Origin of the sequence: Clostridium lapidicellarium, assembly GCF_041224415.1 — a bacterium.
Taxonomy (GTDB): domain Bacteria; phylum Bacillota; class Clostridia; order Clostridiales; family Clostridiaceae; genus Clostridium_B; species Clostridium_B lapidicellarium.
In genome coordinates, this window is sequence record NZ_JBGFFE010000025.1 from 42,888 (window position 1) to 51,625 (window position 8,738).

Consider the following 8,738-nt stretch of genomic DNA (forward strand, 5'->3'; position numbering starts at 1 on the left):
TTTTGAAGAGGATAAAAATAGACAGGAACAGGTGTATAGGTTGTCTTACCTGTACTACTGCCTGTATTGTCTCCCATAATTGTGCGGACAACAGAAGCAGAATTACCATGAGCAGCAGCGGAAGATACGCCCCTATATTCTGCAGGCATTGTGACAAGCCCGAATGTGTGTATACCTGTATGACAGGTGCCATGAGCAAGAATCAAGAGACTGGAATAGTGGGATATGATAAATCACGGTGTGCAAGTTGTTTTATGTGCATAATGGCATGTCCTTACGGGGTATTGAAAGCAGACAGTGAAAACAGTAAAGAGATTATGAAATGTGATATGTGTCAGCATACGGAAAGCGGCAGGCCGCAGTGTGTAGAGCGATGTCCCATGTCTGCCATTACTTTGGAGGAGGTGTGAAATCCATGAGATATATTGTGATAGGGGCGTCCGCTTCTGGTATAAATGGTGCCAAAACTCTAAGACAGCTTCAGCCAAATGCGGAAATAATAATGGTTTCGGAGGATAGGTATGTCTATTCCAGATGCATACTGCACCGATATATCAGCGGTGACAGGGATATAAAAGGGCTTGATTTTACAGAAAAAAACTATTTTGAAAAGTACAATATAAAATGGATAAATGGAGTAAAGGTTACTGAGCTCAATGATGGTAAACACAGTATAAGGCTTTCAGATAATACCGAGCTGAGCTATGACAAACTTCTTATAGCAAGCGGTGCCGGATCCTTTATACCTCCTGTTGAAAACTTAAGGGAAGCAAATAATGTATTTGGGTTGAGAACTTTGGAGGATGCTGAAAGAATAAAAGAAGCTGTAAAAAGTGTAAAAAATGTAGTTGTGCTTGGGGCAGGGCTTATCGGAGTTGATGCAGTTGCCGGGCTTTTAAACCACGGACTAAATATATATGTTGTGGAAATGAACGATAGGGTTTTGGCACTTCAATTGGACAAGTGTGCTGCAGAAAAATACCATGAACTTTTTAGAGAAAAAGGTGTAAATTTAAAACTAAAAGTTAAAGCAGAAAAACTTGTAATTGACAGGAACAATAACCCTAAAAAGATGCTTTTGAATACAGGGGAGGAAATTCCCTGTGAACTTGTAATACCGGCTGCCGGTGTAAGAGCCAATATTGACTTTTTAAAGAAAAGTAATGTAAAAGCGGATAGATCCGGTCTTGTCATTGATGAGAAAGGACAGACAAATGTAGATGATGTCTATGGTGCAGGTGATGTGACCGGAAGGAATCCTATCTGGCCTACGGCAGTAAAGGAAGGGATTGTGGCAGCCAACAATATGGCAGGCAATAGACTTTTAATGACAGATTTTTTCGGGAGTAAAAATACCATGAATTTTTTGGGGCTGGCTACTATGTCCCTGGGATTGGTGTCAGCACCGGATGAAACCTATAATGAAGAGATAGAAATCAAAGGTGGAAATTATAAAAAGATAGTGCATAAAGAAGGTGTGATATATGGGGCAATAATTCAGGGGGATCTGTCCTATGCAGGCATATTGACTCAGCTCATCAGCAAGAAGATAGATATATCGAGAGTAAAAAAACCAATTTTTGAAATAGATTATTCAGATTTCTTTAATTTAAAGGAAAATTTGGAGTATACTTATTAGTATCATATGAGTCAAAGGAAGTTGAACAGCATGGCTGAGAACTATTTTACCAATGCAGCTGCACTGGCGAGAGATCTGTGTGCAAAAAAATTGGAAAAGGGAGATATTGCAGTAGATGCCACCATGGGAAAGGGTAATGATACTGTGCTTTTGGCAGAACTTGTAGGCATTTCGGGAAAAGTATATGCTTTTGATATACAGAGAGAGGCAGTTGGCATTACAAAAAAGAATTTAGATGAAAGAAATTTATCAAGACAGGTGGAGCTTATAAATGACGGACATGAAAACATGGACAGATATATACATGAAAAGGTAAAACTTGTTATATTCAATCTGGGGTATCTTCCAGGGGGGAATCATGATATCACCACCAGGACGGAAACTACACTGGCTGCCCTTAAAAAATCCATCAGGCTTATTCGGCAAAATGGAGTTGTAGTTTTGGTAGTGTACAGTGGACATGAGCAGGGGAAGGTTGAAAAAGATGTTCTGGGGACTTATTTGAAAAGTCTGGATCAAAAAAAATATACTGTAATAAGTACGTCTTTTATAAATCAAATAAATTGTCCGCCAATGCTTGTGGCAATTGAAAAGAGATTAGAATAAAGTGGGAACAGGATATTGACAAAATACTTTGATAATTATAAAATATAAGTATAATAATTAAATATTGATTCTTATCAAGAGTGGTGGAGGGACTGGCCCTATGATGCCCGGCAACCTGAATTTATATTATTCAATGGTGCCAATTCCAGCAGGTTAACCTGAGAGATGAGAAATGAAAGGATACAACTTCCCGTGGTTTCTCCATGGGAAGTTTTTGGTTCTGTAACCAAATTTAATATTTTAATTGGCCAACTGGAAAACTGGAGGTTAAATTTAACTTATGGCAGAAATTGAGTTCTGACAATAGGTAAAATTTAATCTTTTTTTAATAATTGATAATGCCGGGATAAGATAAATATTGAAAATATTACGGTGAATGTTGAGAAAGAAGGGATATGAATGAGTGCAATATTAAATGATGCGATGAAATATATAGATCAGTACCAGAAAACATACTCCGTTACAGTGGATGAACCTGATAAAATGCGTATTTTAAATATAGATGAATTTGTAAATGATTGTATAGATATATATTTTGTCGTTTATAAGGATGCCAAAAATATGGAGGATAATTCCATGATCAATGTTTACTTTGAGAGTAAAGTTAAAAAGTACAAGCTGTTCAAAAGTATATGTGTTTCTGGAAAATTGACTAAAATAGTATATCCCGCTGAAATTTACAGAGTATTGAAGACCTTGACTCATAAAAATAAAGGGAGGTATATCCAAAATGGCAGCTTGAAAAATTATGCCGTGTATAAATTGAAAGCGGAATATGTGAATCTACTTCCCACCTTGTAAATATTGACGATAAATATTATAATGAAATAAGGAGAATTACAGGGGTAGTCTTAAGATACTATCCCTATTTTTTTCAAGGTTAATCTATGATGAAAGGAAATAAATATGAGTAAAATATTGGTATTGGCTGAAAAACCTTCTGTGGGGAGGGATTTGGCCAGAGTACTTGGATGTAATAGAAAAAATACCGGCTATCTTGAGGGAGGCAGGTATGTGGTGACCTGGGCTCTGGGTCATTTGGTTACACTGGCTGATCCGGAGGCCTATGATGAAAAATATAAGAATTGGAATTTGGAAGATCTGCCCATGCTTCCTCAAAGACTGAAATTGGTAGTTATAAGGCAGAGCGGGAAACAATTCAATGTTGTTAAGTCCCAGATGAACAGAAAAGATGTAGAGGAAATAGTGATTGCCACGGATTCGGGAAGAGAAGGGGAACTGGTGGCCAGGTGGATAATAGAAAAGGCCAGAATAAAAAAACCTCTTAAAAGACTTTGGATATCTTCTCAGACAGATAAATCCATAAGAGAGGGGTTTAAGAACCTAAAACCTTCTTTCAAGTATGATAATTTATACAGGGCAGCACAGTGTAGGGCGGAGGCCGACTGGATAGTGGGGCTCAACATAACCCGTGCCCTTACCTGCAAATACAATGCACAGCTTACTGCAGGTAGGGTGCAGTCCGCTACACTGGCTATGATAGTTGACAGGGAGAGGGAAATACATGATTTTAAGCCAAGAAACTATTACGAGATTACTGCCCATTCCGACAGATTCAAATTGAAATGGGCTGATAAAAATGGCGGCAGAACTGGTATTTTTAATAAAGACAGGGCGGAAGATATTGTGAGAAGGACCAATGGCAAGCCATGCAGTGTAGTTGATGTAATGGAAAATGATAAGAGAAAGTTTTCACCGGCCCTGTATGATCTAACCGAGCTTCAGAGGGATGCCAACAGGATATTTAACTATTCTGCAAAACAGACTCTTTCCATAATGCAGAGACTTTATGAAAACTACAAGGTATTAACTTATCCCAGAACTGATTCCAGATATATTCCAACGGATGTATTTGAAACTATACCCGAAAGATTGAAGGCGATCTCACTTGGAAACTATAAAAAATTTGCACAGCAGATAATGGGTAGAAAGATAATTGCCCGCAAGAGCTTTGTGGATAACAGCAAAATTGGAGATCATCATGCGATAATTCCAACGGAACAAAGAGTCCAGCTATCTAAATTAAGTCCCGAGGAAATGAACGTGTATGATTTGGTTATAAGAAGATTTTTAGCAGTTATGCTTCCTCCCTATGAATATGTCCAGACTTCCATAAAGGCAGACATTGCCGGAGAATTGTTTACGGCCAGGGGAAATGTAGTAAAATCCAGTGGATGGAAGAAGGTATATGAGAGAGGAGAAAGCGTAAAAACAGAAACTGAGAAAGATGACCAGGTACTTCCAAAAATAAAAAAGGGAGATACTTTAAACATAAGAGCCGTAAAATTGAACGAACTTCAGACAAAACCGCCGGCTAGATTTACTGAAGGAACTCTTTTGTCTGCCATGGAAAATCCTCAAAAATATGTTAAATTGGACAGGGAAAATGCCAAAACTCTGGGAGAAACCGGGGGTATTGGCACTGTGGCTACCAGAGCGGATATAATAGAGAAACTGTTTAATATGTTTTATGTTGAAAAAAAAGGCAGGGAAATTGTTCCGACTTCCAAGGGAAAACAGCTTGTAAATCTGGTGCCTAAAGGACTTAAATCGCCTCTTATGACGGCAAAATGGGAAAGAGAACTTGAAAATATAAGTCTTGGAAGGGAAAAGCCCCTCGTGTTTTCAAAAAAAATGAGAAGGTATGCAGTGGATTTGGTGGATGATGTTAAAAAGAGCAGCAATAAATTTGTATATGATAATCTTACAGGTAAGAAATGTCCGCGCTGTGGAAAATACATGCTTCAGGTAAAGGGAAAAAGAGGAATGATGTATGTCTGTCAGGACAGGGCGTGCGGCTATAGGGAAAATATAAGTAGATTTACAAATATAAGGTGTCCTGAATGTCATAAAAAACTTGAACTCAGAGGAGAAGGCCAGGGGAGAATATATGTATGTCCTAATTGCAGTTTTAGAGAAAAAGCATCACTTTTTAACAAGAGGTTTGAGAAATCTGAAAATGGCTTGAACAGGAGAGATGTTTCAAAATATATGAGAAAAATAAAGAGGGAAAATGAAAAACCTATAAATTCATCATTGGCAGAGGCTCTTTCCAAGCTAAAACTAAAGTGAATTTTAAGACTTTGATTTCATGTATGCAATTATTTAATAATAAGTTAATAAGTGCTAAAATATATTATAGGTAATTTGTTGAGGAGGGACATGTATGGAAAATTTTGTTTTTAAAAATGCTACAGAAATTATTTTTGGCAGGGGCACTGAGAGGTTTGTTGGAAAAAAAGTAAAAGAGTATTCTGAATCCAAAAAAATTCTTTTCTGTTATGGAGGTGGAAGTATAAAGAGATCCGGGCTCTATGACAGGGTGGTGAAGTCCCTGAAGGAAAATGGCATTGAATTTATAGAACTTCCGGGAATAAAACCCAATCCAAGGTTGGGTCCTGTTAAGGAAGGCATAAAGATCTGCAGGGAAAACGGAATAAAATTTATATTGTCTGTAGGCGGCGGAAGTGCTGCAGATACTGCCAAGGCAATTGGAATTGGGGTACCCTATGACGGTGATGTGTGGGATTTCTACTGTGGAAAAGCTAAAGTAAAGAAAACACTGCCCGTAGGTGTCGTGATAACTCTTCCTGCCACCGGAACGGAAGCCAGCAACAGTTCGGTCATCATGAATGAAAATGGATGGTATAAAAAAGGACTGAATACAGTACTTATAAGACCTGCCTTTTCAATTATGAATCCCGAACTTACATTTACACTTCCGGCGTATCAAACCGCCTGCGGGGCTGCTGACATTATGGCCCATATAATGGAAAGATATTTTACAAATGTAAAACATGTGGATCTTACGGACAGACTTTGTGAAGCTGCCCTCAGGACTGTTATAAATAATGCACCTATAGTTCTGAAAGAGCCGAAAAATTATGATGCCAGAGCGGAAATCATGTGGACTGGAACCATAGCTCACAACGATTCTTTGAGTACAGGTAGAATTGGAGACTGGGCGTCTCATAAAATTGAGCATGAATTAAGCGGTGAAACTGATATTGCCCATGGTGCAGGGCTTGCAATTGTTTTCCCTGCATGGATGAAATATGTTTATAAACACGATGTAAATAGATTTGTACAATTTGCAGTAAGGGTTTGGGATGTAGATCTTTCCTATGACTCTCCAGAAAATATTGCACTTGAAGGCATAAAAAGGCTTACTGGATTTTTTAAGTCAATGGGCCTTCCAACCAATTTGAAAGAGGGAAATATACCTGAAAGTAAGATAGAGGAAATGGCAAATAAATGTACCGACAATGGCACTGAGACGGTAGGTAATTTTGTAAAGATTGGAAAAGACGATGTTGTGAAAATACTTAACCTGGCTAAATAGTTTATGGACTGCAGCTGAATTTATATAAATTTGGCTGCTTTATTTTTTTGTTGTAAAATTGCATTTTTTAGTAGAATTGAAAAGATATATTCATTTATCCTTTCAAGTTCAAAATAATGAATGAATGGAAATAAAGCAGCTATGTACGTTAATATGTAGAAACTCAGTTTGTAATTGCAATGTATACCTTATCAACATGCTATATTAATATTGATAATATTTTGATAAATCTTGATTTTATAACTAAAGACCCATTAAAGGATAAACATGCATCAATAAATTGTAGTGAGTGAGTATATAATTATGAATAAATTAAAACATATACTTTCATTAAACGTATACATAATTAATTAATTATAAATATAAAGCAGTTAAAATAATAAAATAATAATAAAATAATGAAAAAATTCATAAAATGATATTGATTTGTATAACAAATGGTGGTATTATAATAAAAACATTCATATAAATTTATAATTTTAAATTAAAAAACAATGCATTGTTTGAATTTAGAAATTTTATTTAAGTCTAGTTTATGAAAAATATAAATATTTAGGGGGCAATGATTTTATGAAGAATATATTTAGGAGGAAATCCATAGATAGCCTTATAGCGGAAACTAAAGGCAAGGAATCTTTGGAAAAAGTCCTGGGATCCTTTGAACTTACTATGTTGGGTATAGGTGCAATTGTAGGTACGGGTATATTTGTACTTACGGGAATAGCAGCGGCAAATTATTCTGGACCAGCTCTTGTGATTTCGTTTATGATAGCAGGTTTGGCCTGTGGATTTGCTGCACTGTGCTATTCAGAAATTGCAGCGATGATTCCGGTAGCCGGGAGTGCATATACTTATGGATATGCCGCATTGGGAGAATTTTGGGCATGGGTCATAGGCTGGGATCTGATTCTGGAATATGCATTTGCAATTGGTACGGTTGCCATAGGCTGGAGCGGTTATTTTAACAGTATACTGGAAAGCCTGGGAGCTACACTTCCGGCAGCTATTACAAAGGCACCTTTTGAAGGCGGATTTATAAATTTACCGGCAGTACTTATACTTGTGGTCATAACCGGTGTCTTGATAGTAGGTGTAAAACAAAGTACTACCACAAACAATATAATAGTTTTTATAAAATTGGCGGTTGTATTGTTATTCATAGTTTTAGGAATAGGACATGTTAATCCAGTTAATTGGCATCCATTTATGCCCTATGGCTGGAAAGGAGTTTTTGCTGGTGCGTCGGTAATTTTCTTTGCTTATATAGGTTTTGATGCTGTGTCTACTGCAGCGGAAGAAGTTAAAAATCCTCAAAAGGATTTACCAAGAGGAATTATAAGTTCATTGATTATTTGTACCATATTGTATATTTTGGTATCGGCTATATTAACAGGTATGGTCCCTTACTTTAAGTTTAAAAATACAGCTGCTCCGGTGGCATTTGCCCTTCAACAGGTAGGTTATAAATGGGGTTCGGCACTGATTTCAGTAGGTGCAATCTGTGGTTTGACCTCAGTTTTAATTGTTATGATGTTTGGACAGACCCGTATATTGTTTGCAATGTCAAGAGATGGACTGCTTCCGAAAGTTTTTGGACATGTTAATTTGAAATTCCATACCCCTGTGAAGAGTACTCTTCTGGTAGGAATTATAACTATGGCCGTAGCTGGTTTTACTCCAATCGGAATTGTTTCAGAATTGACTAATGTAGGTACACTGGCAGCATTTATAATAGTATCTGCATCGGTTATAGTTTTAAGAAGAACGGAGCCTGATAGAGAAAGAAGCTTTAAAGTGCCGTTTTCACCTGTTGTTCCTCTGCTGGCAATAATATCCTGTTCCTTCTTAGTAGCACATCTCCAAAAGGTAACCCTGATGAGATTTGTAGTATGGCTTGCTTTCGGACTAATCATTTATTTTGTATATGGATATAAACACAGTACTATTACTGATACCAAAGTCAATAATCAGAAAAAAGTGATCTAATATTAATGTATAGCAGAAAATAGATACAGTGAAATATACTGTATCTATTTTGTCTTTTTTCAGCAATATTGTATTTATATTATTAAAATTGAAAAAAGCTATGTCAACTAATTTTGAAAATGTCCCAAAAAGTTTTAATTATTA

Annotated in this window: 8 protein-coding genes and 1 riboswitch; all 8 genes read left to right on the forward strand. The window is 36.7% G+C overall.

Annotated features, from left to right (window positions below):
* The first annotated feature begins 2 nt into the window (after positions 1–2).
* The 8 genes from AB8S09_RS13550 to bcaP all read left to right on the forward strand — a co-directional run bounded on the left by AB8S09_RS13550 (position 3) and on the right by bcaP (position 8,594).
* Positions 3–410: a 4Fe-4S dicluster domain-containing protein gene (locus AB8S09_RS13550; RefSeq protein WP_294181628.1), complete on the forward strand. Its 408-nt coding sequence runs from the start codon at positions 3–5 to the stop codon at positions 408–410.
* 5 nt (positions 411–415) lie between these two features.
* On the forward strand, positions 416–1,639 hold the full coding sequence (locus AB8S09_RS13555; protein WP_294181626.1) for an NAD(P)/FAD-dependent oxidoreductase: 1,224 nt from the start codon (positions 416–418) through the stop codon (positions 1,637–1,639).
* Between the two features lie 30 nt (positions 1,640–1,669).
* Complete coding sequence (gene mnmM / locus AB8S09_RS13560; RefSeq protein WP_369869314.1) at positions 1,670–2,245, forward strand: tRNA 5-(aminomethyl)-2-thiouridylate-methyltransferase MnmM; 576 nt, start codon at positions 1,670–1,672, stop codon at positions 2,243–2,245.
* Between the two features lie 68 nt (positions 2,246–2,313).
* Positions 2,314–2,417: riboswitch (SAM riboswitch) on the forward strand.
* A complete protein-coding gene (locus AB8S09_RS13565) occupies positions 2,411–2,539 on the forward strand; it encodes a hypothetical protein (RefSeq protein ID WP_294181621.1) in 129 nt (42 codons plus the stop codon). (Overlaps the previous riboswitch by 7 nt.)
* Before the next feature lie 105 nt (positions 2,540–2,644).
* Entirely contained in the window at positions 2,645–3,046 is a 402-nt protein-coding gene (locus tag AB8S09_RS13570) for a hypothetical protein (protein ID WP_369869315.1), read from the forward strand.
* Between the two features lie 105 nt (positions 3,047–3,151).
* A complete protein-coding gene (locus tag AB8S09_RS13575) occupies positions 3,152–5,338 on the forward strand; it encodes a DNA topoisomerase III (RefSeq protein WP_369869316.1) in 2,187 nt (728 codons plus the stop codon).
* 94 nt (positions 5,339–5,432) lie between these two features.
* A complete protein-coding gene (locus AB8S09_RS13580) occupies positions 5,433–6,608 on the forward strand; it encodes an iron-containing alcohol dehydrogenase (RefSeq protein WP_294181615.1) in 1,176 nt (391 codons plus the stop codon).
* A gap of 570 nt (positions 6,609–7,178) precedes the next feature.
* Complete coding sequence (bcaP, locus tag AB8S09_RS13585; RefSeq protein WP_294181613.1) at positions 7,179–8,594, forward strand: branched-chain amino acid transporter BcaP; 1,416 nt, start codon at positions 7,179–7,181, stop codon at positions 8,592–8,594.
* Positions 8,595–8,738: the final 144 nt, after the last annotated feature.

Coding starts and splice junctions, on each gene's coding strand:
- AB8S09_RS13570 (WP_369869315.1), top strand. CDS start 2,645: ATGAGTGCAATATTAAATGATGCGATGAAATATATAGATCAGTACCAG.
- AB8S09_RS13575 (WP_369869316.1), top strand. CDS start 3,152: ATGAGTAAAATATTGGTATTGGCTGAAAAACCTTCTGTGGGGAGGGAT.
- AB8S09_RS13565 (WP_294181621.1), top strand. CDS start 2,411: ATGAGAAATGAAAGGATACAACTTCCCGTGGTTTCTCCATGGGAAGTT.
- bcaP (WP_294181613.1), top strand. CDS start 7,179: ATGAAGAATATATTTAGGAGGAAATCCATAGATAGCCTTATAGCGGAA.
- AB8S09_RS13580 (WP_294181615.1), top strand. CDS start 5,433: ATGGAAAATTTTGTTTTTAAAAATGCTACAGAAATTATTTTTGGCAGG.
- AB8S09_RS13555 (WP_294181626.1), top strand. CDS start 416: ATGAGATATATTGTGATAGGGGCGTCCGCTTCTGGTATAAATGGTGCC.
- mnmM (WP_369869314.1), top strand. CDS start 1,670: ATGGCTGAGAACTATTTTACCAATGCAGCTGCACTGGCGAGAGATCTG.